General features: G+C 63.4%; 14 protein-coding genes, 1 pseudogene and 1 riboswitch. Of the genes and pseudogenes, 10 read left to right on the top strand and 5 right to left on the bottom strand.

The window, feature by feature from the left end; translation table 11 throughout:
• The first annotated feature begins 151 nt into the window (after window positions 1-151).
• The 4 genes from aspT (ABIB73_RS16840) (at window position 152) to ABIB73_RS16825 (ending at window position 6,757) form a co-directional block, all read left to right on the top strand.
• On the top strand, window positions 152-1,834 hold the full coding sequence (gene aspT, locus ABIB73_RS16840) for an aspartate-alanine antiporter (RefSeq protein WP_354225928.1): 1,683 nt from the start codon (window positions 152-154) through the stop codon (window positions 1,832-1,834).
• 79 nt (window positions 1,835-1,913) lie between these two features.
• Entirely contained in the window at window positions 1,914-3,545 is a 1,632-nt protein-coding gene (locus ABIB73_RS16835; RefSeq protein WP_354225454.1) for a bifunctional aspartate transaminase/aspartate 4-decarboxylase, read from the top strand.
• Between the two features lie 24 nt (window positions 3,546-3,569).
• Complete coding sequence (aspT, locus tag ABIB73_RS16830) at window positions 3,570-5,252, top strand: aspartate-alanine antiporter (RefSeq protein ID WP_354225453.1); 1,683 nt, start codon at window positions 3,570-3,572, stop codon at window positions 5,250-5,252.
• 149 nt (window positions 5,253-5,401) lie between these two features.
• Window positions 5,402-6,757: an OprD family outer membrane porin gene (locus ABIB73_RS16825; RefSeq protein WP_354225452.1), complete on the top strand. Its 1,356-nt coding sequence runs from the start codon at window positions 5,402-5,404 to the stop codon at window positions 6,755-6,757.
• Window positions 6,758-6,789: 32 nt separating this feature from the next.
• On the opposite strand, the gene ABIB73_RS16820 is transcribed toward ABIB73_RS16825, so the two are convergent.
• Window positions 6,790-7,998, bottom strand: coding sequence for a TrmJ/YjtD family RNA methyltransferase (locus ABIB73_RS16820; protein ID WP_354225451.1), 1,209 nt, complete (start codon window positions 7,996-7,998; stop codon window positions 6,790-6,792).
• A 336-nt stretch (window positions 7,999-8,334) separates the two neighbouring features.
• On the opposite strand from ABIB73_RS16820, the gene ABIB73_RS16815 reads away from it, so the two are divergent.
• Both ABIB73_RS16815 and ABIB73_RS16810 read left to right on the top strand, forming a co-directional pair.
• Window positions 8,335-9,546, top strand: a complete 1,212-nt coding sequence (locus ABIB73_RS16815) for an NADP-dependent isocitrate dehydrogenase (protein WP_354225450.1) — start codon at window positions 8,335-8,337, stop codon at window positions 9,544-9,546.
• A 99-nt stretch (window positions 9,547-9,645) separates the two neighbouring features.
• A complete protein-coding gene (locus ABIB73_RS16810; protein ID WP_354225449.1) occupies window positions 9,646-10,176 on the top strand; it encodes a DUF3455 domain-containing protein in 531 nt (176 codons plus the stop codon).
• An 18-nt stretch (window positions 10,177-10,194) separates the two neighbouring features.
• On the opposite strand, the gene alaS is transcribed toward ABIB73_RS16810, so the two are convergent.
• Entirely contained in the window at window positions 10,195-12,873 is a 2,679-nt protein-coding gene (gene alaS, locus ABIB73_RS16805; protein WP_354225448.1) for an alanine--tRNA ligase, read from the bottom strand.
• A 222-nt stretch (window positions 12,874-13,095) separates the two neighbouring features.
• A riboswitch (glycine riboswitch) is annotated at window positions 13,096-13,184 on the top strand.
• A 159-nt stretch (window positions 13,185-13,343) separates the two neighbouring features.
• On the opposite strand from alaS, the gene gcvT reads away from it, so the two are divergent.
• The 3 genes from gcvT to gcvP are packed head-to-tail and all read left to right on the top strand — an operon-like array spanning window position 13,344 to window position 17,771.
• Window positions 13,344-14,492, top strand: coding sequence for a glycine cleavage system aminomethyltransferase GcvT (gcvT, locus tag ABIB73_RS16800; RefSeq protein WP_354225447.1), 1,149 nt, complete (start codon window positions 13,344-13,346; stop codon window positions 14,490-14,492).
• 9 nt (window positions 14,493-14,501) lie between these two features.
• Window positions 14,502-14,870 (top strand): glycine cleavage system protein GcvH, encoded by a 369-nt coding sequence (gcvH, locus tag ABIB73_RS16795; RefSeq protein WP_354225446.1) that lies wholly within the window; start codon window positions 14,502-14,504, stop codon window positions 14,868-14,870.
• 18 nt (window positions 14,871-14,888) lie between these two features.
• Complete coding sequence (gene gcvP / locus ABIB73_RS16790) at window positions 14,889-17,771, top strand: aminomethyl-transferring glycine dehydrogenase (RefSeq protein ID WP_354225445.1); 2,883 nt, start codon at window positions 14,889-14,891, stop codon at window positions 17,769-17,771.
• A gap of 130 nt (window positions 17,772-17,901) precedes the next feature.
• On the opposite strand, the gene ABIB73_RS16785 is transcribed toward gcvP, so the two are convergent.
• Together ABIB73_RS16785 and recA are read right to left on the bottom strand one after the other, a co-directional pair.
• A complete protein-coding gene (locus ABIB73_RS16785) occupies window positions 17,902-18,897 on the bottom strand; it encodes a hypothetical protein (protein WP_354225444.1) in 996 nt (331 codons plus the stop codon).
• 99 nt (window positions 18,898-18,996) lie between these two features.
• Entirely contained in the window at window positions 18,997-20,085 is a 1,089-nt protein-coding gene (gene recA, locus ABIB73_RS16780; RefSeq protein ID WP_354225443.1) for a recombinase RecA, read from the bottom strand.
• Window positions 20,086-20,482: 397 nt separating this feature from the next.
• Here recA and ABIB73_RS16775 point away from each other — a divergent pair, with 397 nt between their 5' ends.
• Window positions 20,483-20,938, top strand: a complete 456-nt coding sequence (locus tag ABIB73_RS16775) for a hypothetical protein (protein WP_354225442.1) — start codon at window positions 20,483-20,485, stop codon at window positions 20,936-20,938.
• A gap of 161 nt (window positions 20,939-21,099) precedes the next feature.
• Here ABIB73_RS16775 and ABIB73_RS16770 read toward each other — a convergent pair.
• Window positions 21,100-22,003, bottom strand: a pseudogene (locus tag ABIB73_RS16770) (IS1 family transposase).
• Window positions 22,004-22,006: the final 3 nt, after the last annotated feature.

The raw sequence follows: 22,006 nt of genomic DNA, 5'->3' as shown, positions 1-22,006 counted from the left end.
CGAAGTAGAAATACCGAACTGTTGCATTCGATAAAAATGGAACAGTCTGCGGCGAAAGTCGTGGCCAGACAAGAAAGTCTGGTTCGGCGCGAGGTGAGATCAGGCGACACGTCGACAAGCAAGTGGCGAAACAGCAACTGCTCGGGAGGCGATAGTGGACTGGCTTGTGAGCACGTTGCGGGCCTACCCTGAACTGGCGATTTTCTTTGCGCTCGCCATCGGATTCTGGATCGGACCGGTAAAGGTTGCCGGCTTTAGTCTGGGAAACGTCACCGCGACACTCCTTGCCGCTGTTGTCATCGGGCAGTTGGCGATCACGATATCGCCCAACGTCAAATCAGTCTTCTTCCTGCTGTTTCTGTTTGCGGTGGGTTACGGAGTGGGTCCGCAGTTCTTTCAGGGGCTTGCCCGGGAAGGGCCGAGGCAAATCGGCTTTGCCGTCATCGTGCTGGCGTTTTGCCTGGTTGTGCCGCTGATCTGCGCAAAGCTCGCCGGGCTGGATCTCGGCTATGCCGCCGGTCTTTACGCAGGCTCGCAGACGATCTCGGCCTCGATCGGTGTCGCTACAGATCAGATCATGCGGCTCGGGCTGCCAGCCGAGCAGGCCAAGGCGTTCGCGGACAAGATTCCGATCGGTTACGCCGTGACTTACATCTATGGAACGATCGGTTCCGCGCTCGTGCTCGCAAAACTCGGCCCGTGGCTGCTTGGCATCGATCTCCCCAAAGCCTGCGCCGACTATGAGAAGCAACTGGGCGCCGGCGGCACCGGCGAAGATGTCATGTCGGCGCGGCGAAACTGGGAAGTGCGCGCCTATCTGCTGGAGCCGGATATGCCCGTCGTGGGCAAGACGGTGGCGCAAGCCGAAGCAAGCGAGACCAAGGGACGACTTCTTGTCGAGCGCATCCGCCGCGGCAACGAGATCCTGGAATGGAAACCCGATCTGGTTTTGCAGGCCGGCGATATTGTCGCTGTCGCAGGACGGCGCGACCTGCTCGTCAACCTGATCACGGAGCGCGCCCGGGAGGTCGACGACAAGGCTCTGCTCGACGTTCCCGTTGAAGTGACCGACGTGTTCGTGACGAATAAGGAGGTCAACGGCAGGACACTCGCGGAGCTGAGCACGCGGCCGTCGGCCCACGGCGTGTTCCTGCGCAAGATCATGCGCAACATGATCGAGATCCCGATCCTTCCCGGCACCGAAATCCACCGCGGCGATATTCTCACCCTGGTCGGCAGCAGATCCGGTGTGGATGCCGCTGCGAAAGACATCGGTTACGCCGACCGGCAGGTCGAAGCCACCGACATTGCCTTCCTCGGCGCCGGCATCCTCGTCGGCGGCCTGATCGGCGCTCTCAACTATAAATGGGGCAGCGTTCCGATTGGACTTTCGACCAGCGGCGGTGCGCTGCTCTCCGGGTTGATCCTCGGCTGGCTGCGTACCATCCATCCGACATTCGGTCGCATCCCGGGTCCCGCGCTTGCGCTGATGAACACGCTCGGGCTCAACATTTTCATTGCCGTGGTGGGCATCTCGTCCGGGCCAGGCTTCGTTGCCGGCCTGAAAGAGGTCGGCCTCAGCCTCTTTGTCTGGGGCATCGTGGCGACCTCCGTTCCGCTCATCATCGCCGTCTATCTGGGGCATTACGTCTTCAAGTTCCATCCGGCCATCCTGTTCGGCGCCTGCGCCGGGGTGCGCACAACCACGGCGGCACTCGGCATGATTCAGGAAGCCGCGAAAAGCAAGGTACCGGCGCTGGGCTACGGCATGCCCTACGCCATAGGCAATACGCTGCTGACCATCTTCGGCATGGCCATCGTGCTGATGATGTGACGGCACACTGACGTCGGCCGCCTGTCGCGGCCTCTTCAACACCGCGGCGGTGGTCGCCAGCGGAGCGGCGGAGAATGTCATGACGAATGTCGATTACGCCCAATTCGACAAGATGAGCCCGTTCGAGATCAAGGATGGCTTGATCAAGTTCGCAAAGGCGACGTCCGCCAAATCCGCCCAGGCCCTGCTCAACGCCGGCCGAGGCAATCCGAACTGGATCGCGACGGCACCACGCGAGGCGTTCTTCCTGTTTGGCCAATTTGCACTCACCGAAGCGCGCCGGGCGATGGACGATCCCCAGGCCGGCCTCGCCGGCATGCCGCAACCAGGCGGCGCGGCGGGACGGCTCACAGCCTGGCTGTCAAAGCATCCGGATGCGCCGGGAGCCGAGTTCCTCGGCCGCGCCGTCGATTTCAGCGTCAAGACTTTCGGGTTCGACGCGGACGCCTTTGTCTATGAAATGACCGACTCGATCATCGGCGACAACTATCCGGTACCCGACCGGATGCTGGTTCACGCCGAGCAGGTTGTTCACCGCTACCTGATGTGGGCGATGTGCGGCGACAAGCCGCCGCCGGGCGAGTTCAAGCTCTACGCGGTCGAGGGCGGAACTGCCGCCATGTGTTACATTTTCAAATCGATGATGGCGAACCGGATTCTCAAGAAGGGCGATACGATCGCCTTGGGCACGCCGATCTTCACGCCCTACATGGAAATCGCCGAACTCGAGGACTACGCCTTCAAGGCCGTGCATGTGAAGGCGGTCCAGGAGAATCGCTTCCAATATCCCGACGAGGAACTCAAGAAGCTCGAAGACCCCGCGATCAAGGCCTTCTTCGTCTGCAATCCCGGAAACCCGACCTCGATGGCGATGGATGCGGACACGCGCAAGAAGCTGGTCGACCTGATCAAGAACAAGCGGCCCGACCTGATCCTTCTGACCGACGACGTCTACGGAACGTTCGTGCCGGGATTCCGCTCGCTGATGGCGGACCTGCCGCACAACACCATCGGCGTCTATTCCTATTCGAAATATTTCGGCTGCACCGGCTGGCGGCTGGGGGTCATCGCGCTGCACGAGAATCATCTGCTCGACGAGATGATCGCAAAATTGCCCGAGAAGGATTTGGCGGCCCTCGATAAGCGCTACGGCTCGATCACGCTCACGCCCCGCGAACTCAAGATGATCGATCGGATCGTCGCCGACAGCCGCGACGTTGCACTGAACCACACCGCAGGCCTCTCGCTGCCGCAGCAGGTGATGATGACGTTCTTCTCGCTCAGCGAATTGATGGACGCCAAGAAGGTCTATCAAAAGGCCTGCATGGAGATCTGTCACCACCGGGTAGCGGCGCTGCTGGAGGGACTGCCACTGGATGTCCAGCCGAATCCCAACTTCGCTTATTATTACGGCACGATCGATTTCGAGTTCTGGCTGCGCAAATATGTCGGCGAAGAGATGGTGCAATGGCTGAAGAAGAACGTTCACCCGCTCGATCTCGTCTACAAGCTGGCCGAGGACCACGCCGTGGTGCTGCTCAACGGCGGCGGCTTCGATGCGCCAAACTGGAGCGTGCGGGTGTCGTTCGCCAACCTGGCCGACGATACCTATGACGACATCGGCAGGGCCGTACGCGCGGTCGCGCGCGGCTATGTCGAGTCCTACCGGGCACAGGGTGGAAAAGTAGGCGGGATCAAGTTCGGCCGCTGACGGCAAGGCACTGGGGGGGACATAATGGACTGGTTCATCGCGCAACTGCGTGAGCGTCCCGAGCTTGCGTTTTTCGTGACGATCACGCTCGGCTACGCGATCGGCCGCCTGCGCATCGGCTCCTTCACACTCGGCGCCGTGACAGGTGTGCTGCTTGCCGGAGTCCTGGTCGGACAGCTTGGGATTACGCTGCCCGGCGCGATCAAGCAGATCTTCTTCCTGCTGTTCCTGTTCTCGATCGGATATCGCACCGGTCCGCAATTCTTCCAGGGCCTGAAGAAGGACGGTCTCGCGCAGGCGGGGCTGGCGGCCATCTTTTCCTGCGTCGCGCTGGGTTTGACATACGCCGCGGCGCGGATCCTGGGCTACGATGCGGGCACCGCAGTCGGTCTGCTCGCAGGCACCTTCACGGAGTCTGCGACGCTCGGTACGGGAACGGACGCCATATCGCACCTGGCCATGGACGAGGCCGCCCGCACGGCGCTCGCCAACAAGATCCCCGTTGCGTTCGCGGTCACCTATCTCGTCGGCGTCATCGCGGCGACCTGGTTCCTGTCGCAGATGGGACCACGCATTCTCGGTGTCGATCTTGCGGCCGAGTGCCGGACCTATGAAGCGGCCATGGCCGGCGGTGCAACCCCTGCGAACCAGATCGATGCGTGGCGCCAATTCGAGGTGAGGACATTCGAGATTGCAGCCGACTCGAAGGTTGCCGGCCGTACGGTGGGTGACGTGGAGGGCATGTTCGCCGGTGCACGCTTCTACATCGACCGCGTCCGCCGTGATGAAAGAACCGAGAATCCCTCTCCGGATTTCGTGCTGCGCGCGAATGACAGGATCGCGGTAGCGGCGCGGCACGAGCCACTGATCGAGAACGCCGGCGCGTTTGGGGTCGAGATCGCCGAGCCATCTCTCGTTCCCGGCGTCGCCGACGTGGTCGACGTGATCGTCACCGACAAGCGGCTCGATGGTCGGACAATAGGCGAGCTCGCGAGTTTGCCGGTCGCCCGCGGCGTCTTCCTGCGAAACCTCAGCCGCAGCGGGCTTCCGCTTCCGCTCGCCCCGGGAACGGTGATCCATCTCGGCGACGTCGTTACACTGGTCGGGCCCCCGGAACGCACGAAAGATGCGATTGCCGCGGTAGGCGTTCCTGACCGCGTTACGGATGCGACCGACATGGTCTTCGTCGGTCTCGGCATCCTGCTCGGTGCGATCGTGGGCATTCCCGCCGTCCACATCGCAGCGATGGAGATCGGCATCAGCGAAAGCGTGGGTGTGCTGCTCGGAGGACTGGTGTTCGGCTGGCTTCGATCCGTGCGTCCCGTCCTGGGACGGATACCTACGCCTACATTGTGGTTGTTCGAATCACTGGGGCTGACCGGCTTCATAGCAGTCGTCGGGCTCTCTGCCGGCACCGACTTCGTGCGCGGCATCAGGGAATCCGGCCTAAGTCTGATCATTGCCGCCGTTGTCGTCATGCTGGCCGCTCAAACCGTCACGCTGATCGCCGGCAAGCATCTGTTTCGCATGCATCCCGGGATCCTGCTCGGCGTCGTCGCGGGCGCGGGGACTGCGACGCCGGCGCTCGCCGCGATTCAGGAAGTTGCAAAGAGTACCGTCCCGACGCTCGGCTACGGCGTGAGCTACGCTGTCGGCAATGTTCTGCTGGCGCTCTGGGGAACGGTGGTGGTGCTTTTGGTTCGCTAGCCAGCTTCGGCCCACTGGCGATTTACGAGGGCAGCATGAGCAACTTTAAGATCCGGGGCCGAACGATATTCTATCTGGGTCGATCAAGCGGCGCTGATAGAGCATTTGTGGCGACGATCGGCATTGCCACTTGCATCGGAGCCGGCATCGTGACGACGCCCTCCCTGGCGCAGACGGCAAGCGCCAGTCCGTCCGGCGAGACCTCGGGACTTTTGCCTGCCGATCGGCAGGAGCTCGCGGATCAAGAGCGTCTCGCGTCCTGGACCGTCGCAAAAATACGGCCGCAGCCGTATATGAACGAGATCTATTGGCAGCTTCCCGACGATACGCCCGCCTTCTTCCGCGATTCCCTGGTCCAGTTTGTCGCCCGCACCTACGACCTGACACGCGACAATTCCAACGGGACGAAATCGCAAGCATGGGCCGCCGGCGGCTGGGTGGCGTTTCGCTCCGGTCTGGTCGGCGACATTTTCGGCGTGCATGCCGCGTACTACACCTCGCAAAAGCTGTTCGGTCCGCTCGATGAGGACGGAACGAAGCTGCTGGCGCCAGGACAGAACTCGATCGGCACGCTCGGCCAGATCTACGGGCGGGCGCAGTTCGGCGACCAGGAATTTCGCGGTGGCTATCAACTGGTCGACACCCCGCTCATCAATCCGCAGGACAATCGCATGGTGCCGAACACGTTCGGGGGCATCACACTGGATTCGCTTCCGGACAAGGACCGCAACTACGATTACGCGTTGGGCTATCTCTGGAACGTGAAGCAGCGCGATTCCAACGACTTCATTCCGATGTCGGATGCGCTTGCGGGGGACGCCATCAATCACGGTGCGGCGTTCGGGATGGTCAAGTACCGGCCCTTCACCGGCCTCTCGACCGTAGTCATGGATTACTACATCCAGGACTACATCAATTCGGGCTTCGTGCAGGCCGAGTACGATTTCAAGCAGCCCAAGAATGTCCCGAACTGGATTGTCGGGGCCAATCTGATCACCCAGCAGAGTGTCGGAGCAAACCTGCTCACGGGCAACTCCTTCCAGACCGGCCAGTTCTCTGCGAAGCTGCAGATGGTCTACGCCGGATGGACCTTGTTCGCCGCAGGCTCGGCGACCGACAGCGCCTCGGCGATCTTTTCGCCGTTCGGCACCAAACCCAACTACACCGACATGCAGCAGGTGTCGTTCGACAGCGCCGGCGAGAAAGCCATCGGCGGAAGCGTCGCCTACGATTTCGGCTACGCGGCGGGTCTTCCCGGTGTTTCCACCGGCGTGTGGTACACGCGCGGCTGGGACGCCATCGACCCGGCGACCCAGTTGGCGATACCAAATCGCAGCGAACTCGACGTCTGGCTTCAGTACCGCCCGACCGAGGGGCCGCTAAAGGGCTTTCGACTGAAGACGCAATATTCGAGCCTTTGGCAGCAAGGCAACGCGCGCGACGTTCAGCCGGAATTCCGGTTTATCGTCGACTATACCGTGCTGTTCCGACCGCCATCAAAATGAGGCGCGACGAGGATCCTAACTACTAACTCACCCTACGAGATCTGCGATCCTTCCGCGACCATCCCCTCAAGCCGCTCCAGCTCCGCGGCCAGATCGCGCTCCACATCCGCCGCCCGCATCTCCATCACCCGATAGTCGCGCGCCTCGAGCCACGCCCGCCGCGCCGCGCGGTCGGCGGCGATGGTCTCGCCCTCACCCGGGTTCACAAGCTCGATCGCGATCCGGTGCGGGAACGAGACGAAGTCCGGGATGTGGCGGCCGACCGGGGTCTGGCGCTTGAACCCTCCGGCGAAGCGACGATCGCGGGTCAGCGCCTGCCAGAGCAGGCGCTCGGCGTCGGTCGGGTTACGCCGGAGCAGACGGGCGAGACCGCGCACAGTGCTGCCGCTGTCGGGCACGCCGCCGCCCTGCCCGTGCTCGGCGAGCAGCGCGCGCAGCCGCGTCGCCTGCTCGCCGTCGAGCACGCCCCCCTTGGCGGGTCCCTTGCGGCCCTCGGCGATCGCCATCACCACGCCGTGCAGGGTGTGCATGTCCTGCTTGGTCGGATCCATACGGGTAAAGATGTTGCGCAGGTTCACCAGCATGGTGTCGCGCTTCTCGGCCGGGCGCAAAAACTCGACCTTGTCGAGCTCCCGGATCAGGTTCTCGAAGAAGGCCTGGATCTGGTGCTGCGAGGCCCGCTCGGACCGCTCCGGCATGGCGTGCGGCAGTTCGCCGGACGTCGCCCGCTTGAACAATTCATAGCCGACCAAGAGCACCGCCTGGGCGAGGTTGAGCGACGCAAAGCCCGGATTGACCGGGAAGGTGATGATGCGGTTGGAGAGCCCCACCTCCTCGTTGGTCAGACCCCAGCGCTCCCGGCCAAACAGGATGCCGGCCTTGCCCCCTGTGGCGATGTGCCCTGAGATCTCGCTTGCTGCGGCTTCCGGCCCCACCACCGGTTTGGCCTGGTCATGGGGGCGCGCGGTGGTGGCGAACAGCAGGTCGAGATCGGCGACGGCCTCACCCACCGTGTCGAACAATTCCACCTTCTCCAGAATATAGTCGGCACCGGCTGCCGCGCGCTGGGCGGCAATGTTGGGCCAACCGTCGCGGGGATTGACGATGCGCAAGGCGTGAAGCGCAAAGTTGCCCATGGCGCGCGCGGCCATGCCGATGTTCTCACCAAGCTGCGGCTCGACCAGGATCACGATGGGACCGTCGAGGGCGAGGCCCGCCTTGCTCTTGTCAGTCCCCGACATCTCGCTTTGCTTTCACGCTGGTTCTCAAGGCCTTGGAGAGGCCGCCTGAGGAATTGATTCAAGCCGGCCGCCGGCCGGTTCTGCCCGTTCGCCTGTCGTTTGCCTGTCCTGACAGAATTCTCAAGGGAAATAACGGGTTGGATTCGACTTTTGAATCTCGCCTGAAACTTCAGGGCGGCCCCTGCCGAAGGGCCGCTCCCGCCCCCCATCTGGAGAAGCTGGATGAGCTAAAAGTGCATAATCCCTTGGCTTTCGCCCGCCGCGTCCGGGTGCTAAGAGGCGGCGGATATTCCCGTGGCGCACCGAAAGCGCCGTTCCCAAGAGGCTTCCCCGATCATGGCAAAAATCAAGGTGACCAACCCCGTCGTCGAACTCGATGGCGACGAGATGACCCGGATCATCTGGCAGTACATCAAGGACAAGCTGATCAACCCGTTCCTTGACGTCGAACTGATGTATTTCGACCTGGGGATGGAGTACCGCGACCAGACCAACGATCAGGTGACCATCGACGCCGCCGAAGCCATCAAGAAGGTCGGCGTCGGCGTCAAGTGCGCCACCATCACCCCGGACGAGGCCCGGGTGAAGGAGTTCAACCTCAAGCAGATGTGGAAGTCGCCGAACGGCACCATCCGCAACATCCTCGGCGGCTGCATCTTCCGCGAGCCGATCATCTGCAAGAACGTGCCGCGCCTGGTTCCCGGCTGGACCAAGCCGATCATCATCGGCCGCCACGCCTATGGCGACCAGTACCGCGCCACCGACATCAAGTTCCCGGGCAAGGGCACGCTGTCGATGAAGTTCGTCGGCGAGGACGGCACCGTGATCGAGAAGGAAGTGTTCAAGGCGCCCGGCGCCGGCGTCGCCATGGAGATGTACAATCTCGACGATTCCATCATCGACTTCGCCCGCGCCTCGCTGAACTACGGCCTGCTGCGCAACTACCCGGTCTATCTCTCGACCAAGAACACGATTCTGAAGGTCTATGACGGCCGCTTCAAGGACATCTTCCAGGACATCTACGACCGCGAGTTCAAGAAGGAATTCGAGGCCAAGGGCCTGACCTACGAGCACCGCCTGATCGACGACATGGTGGCCTCGGCGCTGAAATGGTCCGGCGGCTACGTCTGGGCCTGCAAGAACTACGACGGCGACGTGCAGTCCGACACGGTCGCGCAGGGCTACGGCTCGCTCGGCCTGATGACCTCGGTGCTGCTCACCCCCGACGGCAAGACGGTGGAAGCCGAGGCCGCCCACGGCACGGTGACCCGCCACTACCGCGAGCACCAGAAGGGCAAGGAGACCTCGACCAACTCGATCGCGTCGATCTTCGCCTGGACCCGCGGCCTGTCGCACCGCGCCAAGCTCGACAACAATGCCGAGCTCGCCAAGTTCGCGAACATCCTGGAGAAGGTCTGCGTCGACACGGTCGAAGAGGGCTACATGACCAAGGACCTCGCGCTGCTGGTCGGCGCCGACCAGCGCTGGCTCTCGACCACCGGCTTCCTCGACAAGGTCGCCGAGAACCTCACGAAGGCGTTGGCTTAAGCAGCCGTCCGCAATTTCGCCCGACTGGGTCGGACATCATCACGGGCCGCGTCGCAAGCGCGGCCCGTTGGTTTTTTGAGCCTCCCGCGGAGACCGACCATGCCCATCAAGCTAGCTGCCCCCTGCCTACTGTTGCTAGCCGCAACGGCCGGACCGGCCACCGCCGCTGAGCCCGGCCCGGCCCAGCCCCCGCGTGGGGGCATTAGGCTCGTCGGCAATCCGGACGCCGTTGAGCATCCAGTCATGACCCTGAACGCTCAAGGGGCTCAGGTCTATGAATGCAAGGCAGCCGCAGACGGTAAGCTCGCCTGGGCCTTCCGCGAGCCGATCGCAACGCTTATCGACAACGGCAAAACCGTCGGACGACATTTCGCCGGGCCGAACTGGGAACTCCAGGATGGAAGTGCGGTGACAGCCAAGGTCCTTGGCAGCACTGCTGGGACGGAAAACGACATCCCCTGGCTGAAGCTTGAGGTCACTGCACACCGCGGCAGCGGCGCGCTTTCCGATGTCACCACAGTCCAGCGCATCAATACCCATGGCGGCAAGCTCGACGGCGCTTGCGACAAGGCCGGCGAATTCAAAAGCGCGCCCTACTCGGCGGAGTATGTCTTCCTGCGCAAGGGCTGAGGAACGCGGCGCGGGGCTTTAAGCGCCCGCCATCGCTTTTTCGATCGCCGTCAGCGCCTCAGACGCCTTGGCGCCATCGGGGCCGCCGGCCTGCGCCATATCGGGCCGGCCGCCGCCGCCCTTGCCGCCGAGCGCTTCGGAGGCGACGCGCACCAGATTGACGGCATTGAAGCGCGAGGTGAGGTCCGCGGTGACGCCGACCACGATTCCGGCCTTGCCGTCCTCGGTGACGCCGACGATGGCGACCACGCCGGAGCCGATCTGCTTCTTGCCGTCATCCGCAAGGCTCTTGAGATCCTTCATCTCGATGCCCTCGACCGCGCGCGCCATCAGCTTGACGTCGCCGACTTCGCGCACGCCCGTGGCCGCGCCGTTGCTGGCGGAGCCGCCGCCGCCCATAGCGAGCTTCTTGCGCGCGTCGGAGAGCTCGCGCTCGAGCTTCTTGCGCTCCTCCATCAGCGCGGCGATGCGCGCCGGGACGTCGTCGATCGAGGTGCGCAACTCGTTGGCCGCGGTCTTCGCAAGCGCCATGGTCTCGTTGGCATGCCGGCGCGCGTAGTTTCCGGTCAGCGCCTCGATGCGGCGGACGCCGGAAGCAACCGCGCTCTCGCCGGTCAGCGTGATCAGGCCGATGTCGCCGGTGCGCTTGACGTGGGTGCCGCCGCAAAGCTCGACCGACCAGCCGAGCGCATTGGCGCCGCGCTCGCGCGCGGTCCGGCCCATCGAGACCACGCGGACCTCGTCGCCATATTTCTCGCCGAACAACGCGCGTGCACCGGCTTCGCGGGCCTCGTCCACGCCCATGACGCGGGTGGTGACCTCGTCGTTCTCCAGCACCACGTCGTTGGCGATGTCCTCGACGCGAGCAAGCTCCTCGGCCGTGATCGGCTTCGGATGCACGAAGTCGAAGCGCAGACGGTCGGGCGCGACCATCGAGCCGCGCTGGGCGATGTGGTCGCCGAGCACCTGGCGCAGCGCCTCGTGGATGAGATGGGTCGCCGAGTGGTGGGCGCGGATCGAGGAGCGGCGTCCGTGATCGACCTCGAGCTGGAGCGCGGTGCCGAGCTTCAGCTCGCCACTCTCCATTGTGCCGATATGGACGAAGAGATCGCCGAGCTTCTTCTGCGTGTCGGTGACCCGGAACCTGATCCCGCCCTCGCCGCTCAGCACGCCGGTATCGCCGACCTGGCCGCCGGACTCCGCATAGAACGGCGTCTGGTTCAGCAGCAGCGCGCCGGTTTCGCCCGCCTTGAGGCTGTCAGCTTCCTTGCCGTCCTTGACCAGCGCGGAGACCACGCCTTCGGCACTCTCGGTCTCGTAGCCCAAAAATTCGGTGGCCCCGAGTTTTTCGCGCAGCGGGAACCAGATCGCCTCGGAAGCCGCTTCGCCCGAACCCTTCCACGATTCGCGCGCCTTGGCTTTCTGACGCTCCATCGCGTCGGTGAAGGCGGACTGGTCGACGCCGATGCCGCGCGACTTCAGCGCGTCCTGCGTCAGATCCAGCGGGAAGCCGTAGGTGTCGTACAGCGTGAAGGCGACGTCGCCGTCGAACATATCGCCCTTCTTCAGGGACGCCGACTTCTCGTCGAGGATGGCAAGTCCGCGCACCAGCGTCCTGCGGAAGCGGGTCTCTTCCAGCCGCAGCGTCTCCTCGATCAGGTTTTCCGCGCGCATCAATTCCGGATAGGCTTGGCCCATCTCGCGGACGAGTGCCCAGACCAGGCGATGCATCAGCGGGTCCTTGGCGCCGAGCAGCTGCGCATGGCGCATCGCGCGGCGCATGATCCGGCGCAGCACATAGCCGCGGCCCTCGTTCGAGGGCAGCACGCCGTCGGAGACCAGGAACGCCGAGGAGCGCAGATGGTCGGCGATGACGCGGAACGAGGCAACCGTCTGCTCGTTCGGCCCGTGGCCCAGCGCCGACGCGGTCGCATCGATCAGGTGGCGGAACAGATCGGTCTCGAACACGCTGTCGACGCCCTGCATGATGCTGGCCATGCGCTCCAGCCCCATGCCGGTGTCGATCGAGGGACGCGGCAGCGGCACGCGCTCCTCCTTCGTCACCTGCTCGTACTGCATGAACACCAGGTTCCAGAATTCGAGGAAGCGGTCGCCGTCCTCTTCCGGCGAGCCCGGAGGCCCGCCCCAGATGTGATCGCCGCGATCGATGAAGATCTCCGAGCACGGGCCACACGGACCGGTGTCGCCCATCGCCCAGAAATTGTCCGAGGTCTGGATGCGAATGATGCGATCGTCGGAGAAGCCCGCGATCTTCTTCCAGAGCCCGGCCGCCTCGTCGTCGGTGTGATAGACGGTGACGAGCAGCTTGTCCTTGTTCAGGCCGAAATCCCTGGTGATCAGCGTCCAGGCAAGCTCGATCGCGCGCTCCTTGAAATAGTCGCCGAACGAGAAGTTGCCGAGCATCTCGAAGAAGGTGAGATGGCGCGCGGTGTAGCCGACATTGTCGAGGTCGTTGTGCTTGCCGCCGGCGCGCACGCATTTCTGCGAGGTGGTGGCGCGCTGATAGGGCCGCTTCTCGACGCCGGTGAAGACGTTCTTGAACTGCACCATGCCGGCATTGGTGAACATCAACGTGGGGTCGTTGCGCGGCACCAATGGCGAGGACGACACGATCTCGTGGCCGTTCTCGGCAAAGAAGTTCAGAAAGGTCGACCTGATCTCGTTGACGCCGCTCATGTTCATCCAATCGGGTGTGCTTGGACCCGCTATACGCCATCCAAACCTTGAGATTCAGGCTGATATCTGCGGGCCAAAGCGCTTTTAGACAAGGCCAGCTTCGCTGTCCAGAAACTGTGCAGGGAGATCAGAGGGTTGCCGCAGGCGCGCAATCCCGTTGAAAGCCGCAAAGCCCGCGTTGACAGGCTTGGCCGGGCTGTGGTCTGTACCCATCTGTATCGTACGGCCACGTCGGGAGAGACCGACTTTGGTGCCGGCGCCGAAGGAGCAACCGCCCCGGAAACTCTCAGGCAAAAGGACCGCGTGGCTTTGACAGCATCTGGAAAGAGACGCCGGCGGGCATGTCCTTCTAAGAAGGGTTGGCCCGGACAGCGTCCGCCGACGGGATAATACTCTCAGGCACAGCGACAGATGGGGCTTCGGGTGGTGTCCGCGGGGAATTGTCCTCGGGAACCGCCGAGGGCCCTGTGATGCTTTCGCGCGACGACCAAGATTCCCTGAAACATACGTCCCTTCACGGGCTTCATGTGTCCCTTGGCGGCAAGATGGTGCCGTTCGCGGGCTATGACATGCCCGTGCAATATCCGGCAGGCGTGCTGAAGGAGCATCTCCATACCCGCACCTCCGCCGGCCTGTTCGACGTCTCCCACATGGGCCAGATCGCGCTCCGGCCGAAGTCGGGCAAGGTCGAGGACGCCGCCCGCGCGCTGGAGCGGCTGGTGCCGCAGGACATCGTCGCGGTTGCGCCGGGACGGCAGCGCTACGCCCAGTTCACCAATGCGGATGGCGGCATCCTGGACGATCTGATGGTCGCCAATTTCGGCGACCATTTGTTCCTGGTGGTCAACGCCGCCTGCAAGGCCGAGGACGAGGCGCATCTGCGCGCGCATTTGTCCGACGACTGCATCATCGAATCGCTCAGCGGCCGCGCGCTGGTCGCGCTCCAGGGTCCGAAGGCGGAATCGGTGTTGGCGAAATTGTGTGCGGAGGCGCCAGCCATGAAGTTCATGGACGCCGGCCCGCACAAGGTCGCGGGCATCGACTGTTTCGTGTCGCGCTCCGGCTATACCGGCGAGGACGGTTTTGAGATTTCGGTTCCCGCTGCGGACGCCGAACGCCTCGCCAAGACGCTGCTGGACAATCCCGACGTGCTGCCGATCGGCCTCGGCGCGCGCGACAGCCTGCGGCTGGAAGCCGGGCTCTGCCTCTACGGCCACGACATCGACACCGAGACCACGCCGGTCGAGGCCGCGCTGGAATGGTCGGTGCAGAAGAGCCGCCGTAGCGGCGGCGCCCGCGCCGGTGGCTTTCCCGGTGCGGAAAAGATTCTCGCGCATTTCGACCAGGGCGCAAGCCGCCGCCGCGTCGGCCTGCGCACCGAGGGCCGCGCGCCGGCGCGCGAGGGCGCGCTGTTGTTTGCGGATGCCGCGGGCGGGGAGCCGATCGGAAAGGTCACGTCGGGCGGCTTCGGCCCGAGCCTGAATGCGCCAGTGGCAATGGGCTACTTGCCCACCGCGTCGAGCGCGCTCGGCACACAACTCTTCGCCGAGGTGCGCGGCCAGCGCTTGGCCGTCACGGTCGCCGCCATGCCCTTCGTGAAAAACACCTACAAACGCTGAGGATCGAAAATGACCACGACGCTGTTTACCTCCGACCATGAATGGCTGGCCATCGACGGCGATGTCGCAACCGTCGGCATCACCGACTATGCGCAGTCGCAGCTCGGCGACGTCGTGTTCGTCGAACTGCCCAAAGTCGGCCGCACGCTGAAGAAGACCGAAGCCGCAGCCGTCGTGGAATCCGTGAAGGCCGCGTCCGACGTCTACGCGCCGATCTCAGGCGAAGTGCTGGAGACGAACGACGCGCTCGCCGCCGAGCCGGCGCTGATCAATTCGGATGCGCAAGGCGCAGCCTGGTTCTTCAAGATCAAAATTGCCGACAAGAGCGAGCTCGGCGGCCTCATGGATGAAGCCGCCTACCAGGCGCACACGGCTTAGAGAGCGATGGAGCAAGCGATGACCGCGCACCGCAAATCCAACGGCGACGCCGCCGCCAGTTTCGTTCGCCGCCATATCGGCCCCTCCGCGCGCGACGTCGCCGCGATGCTGGAGACCGTCGGCGCCAAGAGCGTCGATGCGCTGATGGCGGAAACGCTGCCCGCTTCGATCCGGCAGGCCTCCCCGCTCGATCTCGGCAAGCCGTTGAGCGAGACCGAGGCGATCGCGCATATGGGCGAGCTGGCCGCCCAGAACCAGGTCTTCACCTCGCTGATCGGCCAGGGCTATTCCGGCACGATTTTGCCCGCGGTGATCCAGCGCAACATCCTGGAGAACCCGGCCTGGTACACGGCCTACACGCCCTACCAGCCGGAGATCAGCCAGGGCCGGCTGGAGGCGCTGCTCAACTTCCAGACCATGATCTGCGACCTCACCGGGCTCGACGTCGCGAACGCCTCGCTGCTCGACGAGGCAACTGCGGCCGCCGAAGCGATGGCGCTCGCGGAGCGGCACTCGCGGGTCGAAGCAAAGGCCTTCTTCGTCGACAAGGATGTGCATCCGCAGACGCTCGCAGTGATGCGCACCCGCGCCGAGCCGCTGGGCTGGAAGCTGATCGTCGGCGATCCCCTCACCGATCTCGACAAGGCCGACGTGCTTGGTGCGCTGCTGCAATATCCGGGCAGTTCGGGCACGGTGCGCGACCTCAGGCCGGCGATCACGGCACTGCGCGCCAAGGGCGCACTCGCGATCATGGCCGCCGATCTCTTGGCACTGACGCTGCTCGCCTCGCCCGGCGAGCTCGGGGCCGACATCGCGATCGGTTCGGCGCAGCGCTTTGGCGTGCCGATGGGTTATGGCGGACCGCACGCGGCCTACATGGCGGTGCGCGATGCGCTGAAGCGCTCGCTGCCCGGCCGCATCGTCGGCCTCTCCGTCGACTCGCGCGGCGCGCCCGCCTATCGCCTCGCGCTCCAGACCCGCGAGCAGCACATTCGCCGCGAGAAGGCGACCTCCAACATCTGCACCGCGCAGGTGCTGCTCGCCGTGATCGCCTCGATGTATGCGGTCTATCACGGCCCCGAAGGCCTGGCGCAGATCGCGCGCAATGTGCATCGCCGCGCGGCCGTGCTCGCCGCCGGCCTGCGCAAACTCGGCTTTGCGCCGCTGTCTGAAAGCTTCTTCGACACGCTCAGCGTGGATGCCGGAGGCAAGCGCGCTGAGATCATCGCACGCGCAGCCGCCGAGAAGATCAATCTCGGCATTGGCGAAACCGCGCTGCGGATCGCGCTCGACGAGACCACCACGCCCGCGACGGTCGAGGCGGTCTGGCGCGCCTTCGGCGGCCAGCTCGCTTACGCCGAGATCGACGCCACTACGCGCGAGGCGCTGCCGGAAGCGCTGAAGCGCGCGACCTCCTTCCTCACCCATCCGGTGTTCCATGCGCATCGCTCGGAGACCGAGATGCTGCGCTACATGCGCAAGCTCAGCGATCGCGACCTCGCGCTCGACCGTGCGATGATCCCGCTCGGCTCCTGCACGATGAAGCTGAACGCGACCACCGAGATGATGCCGCTGACCTGGCCGGAATTTTCCAACCTGCATCCCTTCGCCCCGCGCGAGCAGGCAAAGGGCTACCACGCGCTGTTCGCGCGGCTGGAAAAGTGGCTGTGCGACATCACCGGCTATGACGCGATCTCGCTGCAGCCGAATTCAGGCGCGCAAGGCGAATATGCCGGGCTTTTGGCCATCCGCGGCTATCATGCCGCGCGCGGTGAGAGCCACCGCAAGATCTGCCTGATCCCCTCCTCCGCCCACGGCACCAACCCGGCCTCGGCCGCGATGGTCGGCATGGACGTGGTGGTGGTCGCCTGCGAGAAGAACGGCGACGTCGACGTTAACGATCTCCGCGCCAAGGCCGAGAAGCACTCCAACGATCTCGCCGCGGTGATGATCACCTATCCCTCGACGCATGGCGTGTTCGAGGAGCACATTCGCGAGATCTGCGACATCGTGCATGGCCATGGCGGCCAGGTCTATCTCGACGGCGCCAACCTCAACGCGCAGGTCGGCCTGTCCAGGCCCGGCGATTACGGCGCCGATGTCAGCCATCTCAATCTGCACAAGACTTTCTGCATCCCGCATGGCGGCGGAGGACCGGGCATGGGTCCGATCGGCGTGAAGGCGCATCTCGCCCCGTTCCTGCCAAATCATCCAGAGAATCGCCATCCCGCGGCCGACGCGAAGCCGCCGGTCGGCCCGGTGTCGGCCGCGCCGTTCGGGTCGGCGTCGATCCTGACCATCTCCTACATCTACATCCTGATGATGGGCGGCGACGGCCTGAAGCGCGCGACCGAGATCGCTATCCTCAACGCCAACTACGTCGCCGCGCGTCTCGATGTGCATTTCCCGGTGCTCTACAAGAACGAGAAGGGGCGCGTCGCGCACGAATGCATCGTCGACCCTCGCGCGCTGAAGGCAACCAGCGGCGTCACCGTCGACGACATCGCAAAGCGTCTGATCGATTACGGGTTCCATGCGCCGACCATGAGCTTCCCGGTGCCGGGCACGCTGATGATCGAGCCGACCGAATCGGAATCGAAAGCGGAGCTGGATCGCTTCTGCGATGCCATGATCGCGATCCGGAAAGAGATCGCCGAGGTCGAGGGCGGCCGCTTCAAGATCGAAGCGTCGCCTCTGCGCCATGCCCCGCACACCGTGCACGACATCGCGGATGACAATTGGACCCGCGCCTACACCCGCGCCGAAGGCTGCTTCCCATCAGGCACCTCGCGCACCGACAAATACTGGTGCCCGGTCGGCCGCGTCGACAACGTCTATGGCGACCGCAACCTGGTGTGCTCCTGCCCGCCGGTGAGCGATTACGCGGAAGCCGCGGAGTAAGGGATTCGTAGGGAAGGTTAGCGGGCGGCTGCGCGAAGCGCAGTCCGCTGGCGTAACCCACCACTTCAGCTTCCGCGGAGACGAACAGTGGTGGATTACGCCTTCGGCTAATCCACCCTGCGGTTTCGACTTACGGTGCAACCAGCGAACGGCTTTGCGCATCCCACCGCGACAGCCGTTCGTTGGTCAGCAGCGTGCCACCCCACCAGCGTCGGATCGGATTGTGGTGGCGGAAGTCCTCCCGGCCCGCAAGGACGGCTTGGCCAAACTCGGTCAACGACAGCCGGCTCCGGCGATACGCGGCGTTGCGGCCTCGCGCATCATGCGGAGCGAGCGTCGCGAGTTTCGGATCGAGACCAGCGATCGCCGGCATCGGGCCGGATGCGAGCCCTTCGAGCAACGGGCCGAACTCCCACTGGTCGAACACGCGCGTTTCGAGCAGCCCGCCCGGCTGAAACAGCTCCTTGGTGCGGTTGTGGCCCTTCGCAATCAATTCTAGAAGCCGCGCTTCCGTCGCGCCTAATCCCGTGACCGGCGACGGCAGTTCGGCCAGCAATTCTTCCATCGCCGGCTTCAGAAAGGGGAACTTGGGAAACTGCCGACTGAGCAGTCCGAAACAACGCTCCGGCGTTGGCGCCCGATAGGCCTCCCAGGCGATGTGGGCGATCTCGAAGTCGCGCTCCGTGACGTCGAATTCCCGCACGCTACGATCGCGAAGCTCCGCGACATCGGCTCCGATCAAATCGAAATCGACCAGCCGCAGTCGCAGACGCTCGACCATCGATGGGCGAGAACGCAGATAGTCGAGGATCCAGATCAATAGCAATTGACTGTTGGGTTCAGGATCGAACCACAGCTCGATGCGATCGACACCGTAAGCCTCACAGAACCAGACCAGCCAAGTGTTCTTATGCGCAAGACCCGTCTGGGAGGATCGCCTGACGAGGTCGGACCAATGCACCTCGGGATCGCGTGGGTACATGCGACCGTTGAGATATTGATCAAGATGGTACGACGTGGGCAGCGGTCCCGACACGAACCGAAAGATAAGCGGGACGACCATTTCCGCGCGGTGGGCGTGGATGAGACCAACGCCGGACGAACTGGTCAGGATTACACGCCTCATGTCCGAGGTGCCCTCACGCAAAACGAAACGGGCACTGACGACGTCGGCAACTCAACGTCCTCAGCGCCCGCTCCTCGCGAAAACTCTTCGCGTTCAGGCTTACTCGTCCGCCGGCTCCTCGCCGTCGGCGTCGCGCTCGGGGCTGCCGGCGAGAATCTGCTCGGCGATCAGGCCGGAGTTTTGACGGATCGCGGTTTCGATCTTGGCGGTGATGTCGGGATTGGCCTTCAGGAAGGCTTTCGAGTTCTCGCGGCCCTGGCCGAGACGCTGGCTGTCATAGGAGAACCAGGCACCGGACTTTTCGACGAGACCGGCCTTGACGCCGAGGTCGAGGATCTCGCCCATCTTGGAGACGCCCTCGCCGTACATGATGTCGAACTCGACCTGCTTGAACGGCGGTGCCAGCTTGTTCTTCACCACCTTGACGCGCGTGGTGTTGCCGACCACCTCGTCGCGCTCCTTGATCGCGCCGATGCGGCGGATGTCGAGGCGGACGGAGGCATAGAACTTCAGCGCATTGCCGCCGGTGGTGGTTTCCGGCGAGCCGTACATCACACCGATCTTCATGCGGATCTGGTTGATGAAGATCACCATGGTGTTGGACTTGTTGATCGAGGCGGTGAGCTTGCGCAGCGCCTGGCTCATCAGCCGCGCCTGGAGACCCGGCAACGCATCGCCCATCTCGCCCTCGAGCTCGGCCTTCGGCACCAGGGCCGCGACCGAGTCGATCACCAGCACATCGACCGCGCCGGAGCGAACCAGCGTGTCGCAGATTTCCAGCGCCTGCTCGCCGGTGTCGGGCTGCGAGATCAGGAGTTCGTCGATATTGACGCCCAGTTTGCGCGCATAGACCGGGTCGAGCGCATGCTCGGCGTCGATGAAGGCGCAAATACCGCCCTTCTTCTGCCCTTCCGCCACCGTGTGCAGCGCCAGCGTGGTCTTGCCCGAGGATTCCGGCCCGTAGATCTCGACGACGCGCCCCTTCGGCAGACCGCCGATCCCGAGCGCAATATCGAGCCCCAGCGAGCCCGAGGAGACCGACTCGACATCCATCGAACGGTCGTTCTTGCCGAGCTTCATCACCGAGCCCTTGCCGAACTGGCGCTCGATCTGGGAGAGCGCGGCGGCCAGAGCTTTACTCTTGTCCATGGAAGATCCTTCGACGATACGCAGCGCAGTGGTGGACATTGGGTCGTGCTCCTTATGGCGAGGATTCGGGTGCGGGACAAACGATTGGCGAGGCGGGTCGTCGATAAAAGCAATGTACCCTATTTGTTCCAAGTTCGCAATATGTTCTTTTGCGGATTTTGGTACTGGCCGAAATAGGCCACTCGGGATTTCAAAGTAGGCCACGAATCGGTTGACGCCACGCACCCGAATTTGCAGGCGGCGTCGCCTTCTTTGGGTTGGAAATTTTTTCCAAGTCGTTGCTTCGGAGAAGTTATCAACAGATCACGGACAAGTTTAAGGTATATAAATCAACATCTTAAGTCTGACTTCGATTTACGATTTAAACTTTGCGTGGCGAATCAAAAACGGCGCGCTTAAGCTTGAGCACGATCTAAATTGATTCGTGCGGACGGCCATGAACCCGAAAGATGAAATCGCCCGACTGATTGAAGCCGCCGAAGAGGCAGCTTATCGGCGTGGCTGGGAGGACGCCTGCATCGCAATAAAGCGGGCCGCTGACGCCGTGCAGCAATCAGCTAGCCTCGCCACGGCATTCGAGGCCGATGTCGTGATTGAGCCCCGCCACGCCATTGAGCCTCGTAAGACGGGCAGGCCCGCATCTATCGCCATTCAAGTCGTGGAGGATTGCATCAATGCATCTCCCGGCAAGAAAGGCGTTGATGTCGTCAAGGCGGTTCAATTGGTTGATGCCCAGATTCCAGAACGCACCGTGCGGACTTGCCTGCGGCGTTTGAAGATGAGCAAAAAAATCTGGCAGCGGAATGGTCTCTGGTATCCGAAACCGCCGCGCCAAGCAGCGTTCTTTGAAAACGAAAATGGGGAGGCGAATAGCTCACCTCCCCATAATTGAGTTAGACCCGTGTGGTGCAATTGGTAGACACGCCGGACTGATACTCCGGTGTCGGATGAGATAAGCTGACAGTGCTGGTTCGAATCCAGCCACGGGCACCAAATAAATGCAATGATTATAAGTGGCCGATTCATCTTTGTGATGAATTGGCCATTTGTGATTCATGACTTGCCGCCGTGGATTACCGTGAACTTTCGGCGGCGATCTGGCGGGGTCTCAGTGGGCAGCGCAGGGGCCATAGCAAGCGCGGCGTCCACAAGCTGCGGCAACCGTCCAAGCCTTCTCCGCCACGCCCAGCGCCTTCGCTGGCGTTGTGCGCAGGGCCTCGTGGGTGCGGCATAGATTGTAATGCGCGACGTACAGCGCGACGGCCGCAACGTGGTTGTCCAGCTTCCTGCTAAAGCCGTTGGTCAACCGCGTGAACCGACGCGACGCCATGCGCAGCGAAAGGTTCTGGCGTTCGACGTAGCTGGTTGAGACGTACTGCTCGGGATCGCCTGATACTACCTCACGGTTTACCGCTATTACTTGAGCAGGGCTGTAGCGGGTGACGGCATCCTTGGCGAGGTTGGTTACGCTGTAGGTCTTTACGATCACGCCATGGGAAGCATTCGGGCCGAAGGCGTCGCGGATCGCTACGCGGTAAGGGTGGAAGCCGTCCGTTGAGATTTCCGGCTGACCAATGACGCGGCTGCGGAGGTCATGCAGGAAATCCATGGTGCTTTCGGCATTCCGTTTGCCGACGCCCCAGCTAATGATTGCCTTCTGCGTCCCGGCCATGCCGATGAAAACATACTGATCGCCCTTGGCGTTGATCTCGTGGCGCTGGACGTTCTTTTGCTTCTTGCCGACGAAGCTCCACAGCTCGTCAAGCTCAAGGCGTTCGGTGCGCACGCCGACCATGATGCGGTCGTGCAATTCCATGCAGCCAAGGCCAACCCGGAGGGCCAGGTTGGCGACGGTGCCACGGTTGACGCGGGTGAGGCGTGAGGCGGTGCGGATGCCGACGCCTTCACAGAGCGCGGCGATGACTTCGACTTGTTTCTCTCGGGACAGGGCGTTCATGTG

Source organism: Bradyrhizobium sp. F1.4.3 (assembly GCF_040548375.1).
In the GTDB taxonomy this organism is placed as follows: Bacteria; Pseudomonadota; Alphaproteobacteria; order Rhizobiales; family Xanthobacteraceae; genus Bradyrhizobium.
Note: the sequence above shows the minus strand (reverse complement) of the source record. Positions and strands in the feature narration are given on the sequence as shown.

Bases quoted from the DNA above. Each gene is read 5' to 3' on its own strand.
- ABIB73_RS16835 (WP_354225454.1), top strand. From the start codon at position 1,914: ATGACGAATGTCGATTACGCCCAATTCGACAAGATGAGCCCGTTCGAG.
- aspT (WP_354225453.1), top strand. From the start codon at position 3,570: ATGGACTGGTTCATCGCGCAACTGCGTGAGCGTCCCGAGCTTGCGTTT.
- ABIB73_RS16820 (WP_354225451.1), bottom strand. From the start codon at position 7,998: ATGTCGGGGACTGACAAGAGCAAGGCGGGCCTCGCCCTCGACGGTCCC.
- ABIB73_RS16815 (WP_354225450.1), top strand. From the start codon at position 8,335: ATGGCAAAAATCAAGGTGACCAACCCCGTCGTCGAACTCGATGGCGAC.
- ABIB73_RS16810 (WP_354225449.1), top strand. From the start codon at position 9,646: ATGCCCATCAAGCTAGCTGCCCCCTGCCTACTGTTGCTAGCCGCAACG.
- alaS (WP_354225448.1), bottom strand. From the start codon at position 12,873: ATGAGCGGCGTCAACGAGATCAGGTCGACCTTTCTGAACTTCTTTGCC.
- gcvT (WP_354225447.1), top strand. From the start codon at position 13,344: ATGCTTTCGCGCGACGACCAAGATTCCCTGAAACATACGTCCCTTCAC.
- gcvH (WP_354225446.1), top strand. From the start codon at position 14,502: ATGACCACGACGCTGTTTACCTCCGACCATGAATGGCTGGCCATCGAC.
- gcvP (WP_354225445.1), top strand. From the start codon at position 14,889: ATGACCGCGCACCGCAAATCCAACGGCGACGCCGCCGCCAGTTTCGTT.
- ABIB73_RS16785 (WP_354225444.1), bottom strand. From the start codon at position 18,897: ATGAGGCGTGTAATCCTGACCAGTTCGTCCGGCGTTGGTCTCATCCAC.
- recA (WP_354225443.1), bottom strand. From the start codon at position 20,085: ATGTCCACCACTGCGCTGCGTATCGTCGAAGGATCTTCCATGGACAAG.
- ABIB73_RS16775 (WP_354225442.1), top strand. From the start codon at position 20,483: ATGAACCCGAAAGATGAAATCGCCCGACTGATTGAAGCCGCCGAAGAG.